We start from the raw sequence: 1,115 nt of genomic DNA, 5'->3' as shown, positions 1-1,115 counted from the left end.
CCCAGGAACCTGAGGGCGGAGAGGGGATGGAAGGAGAAGGTCTCCAGGGCCGCCTTCTTCTTCCGCACCCCCCTGCGGTACAGCAGGGACACCAGAAAGGCCCGGAGGATCGCCAAGACTTGCGCCCCCACGCCCCGCACCTGGCAGGCGTCCTCATGGAGGAGGACGTCCCGTACCCAAAAGGACCGGTTCTCCACCTCCCACCGGGAAAGGAGAAGCTCCCCAAGCCGCCTCGCGTCCGCCTCCTCGGCTCCCAAGCTGGTGAGGGCGTAGCTCGCCGCGCGCCGTACCTCCCCCGTCCCCTTGTGCACCACCTCCCGCTCCACCCGCACCACCTGTCGGCACCCGGGAAAGGCCAAGAGCGCATCCGGCAGATAAGGGGAAGCCCAGACCCGGTAGGTCCACACCTCCCCGTCCCGCACCACCTCCCAAGCTGACTCCGTCTCCCCGGGAAGCCGCCTTTCCTCCATCCCCTTGAATACCTCCAGAGCCCACTCCAGCAGTTCCCCCTGGTTGGCCTTCAGGACGAAGAGGTATGCCCCCCTTTTTCCACCACCTTCCCCGCCACCTCCGGGTACAGGTACCCCGCGTCCCCCACCACTACCTTCCCTTTGAGCCCCTCCGCCCCCAGGCGGTCCAGGAGCTCCAGAAGCGCTTGGTCCTCCCTCCCCTCCACCCGGGCCTGGGCCAGGGTGGTCTTGAGGTGCAGGGCCAGGACCTCCACGAGCCTGACCTGGGGGCTCTTCCCCTTGCCGCTTCCCCGGAGGTGCTTCCCGTCCACCACCAGGACCCCTCCCAGGTCCACCTCGGGGAAGACCTGGAGGAGGGCCTCCTGGAGCTTCTTTGGGTCCAGACGGTGAAGGAGGAGGGTGAGGATGGTGTGGCCCGGGGGGTTGCGCAGGCCCAGGTGGGGCAAGAGGTGAGGGTTGGCCCGGGCGAAACGTTCCACGCCGCGCAGGGAGTCCACGCGGGCGAGAAAGGCCACCAAGATGAGGGCCAACAAGCCCCACAAGGGATACCGCCGGTTGCGGGCCCTGGGGTCGGGGACTTGGGACAAGGCCTCGCGTAGGGTCATGCCCCCTCTTTACCCCAAGGCCGCATATCGGTCAAGTCTG

The 1,115-nt window shown here is 67.7% G+C and carries 1 pseudogene; it reads right to left on the bottom strand.

The features are described from left to right. Positions 1–1,075 (bottom strand): annotated as a pseudogene (locus L0D16_RS12665) (ISAs1 family transposase); the annotation flags it as partial. Between the last annotated feature and the right edge of the window lie 40 nt (positions 1,076–1,115).

The sequence above is a fragment of the Thermus altitudinis genome (genome assembly GCF_022760835.1).
Lineage (GTDB): Bacteria > Deinococcota > Deinococci > Deinococcales > Thermaceae > Thermus > Thermus altitudinis.
This window is presented reverse-complemented; position numbering and strand designations above follow the sequence as displayed.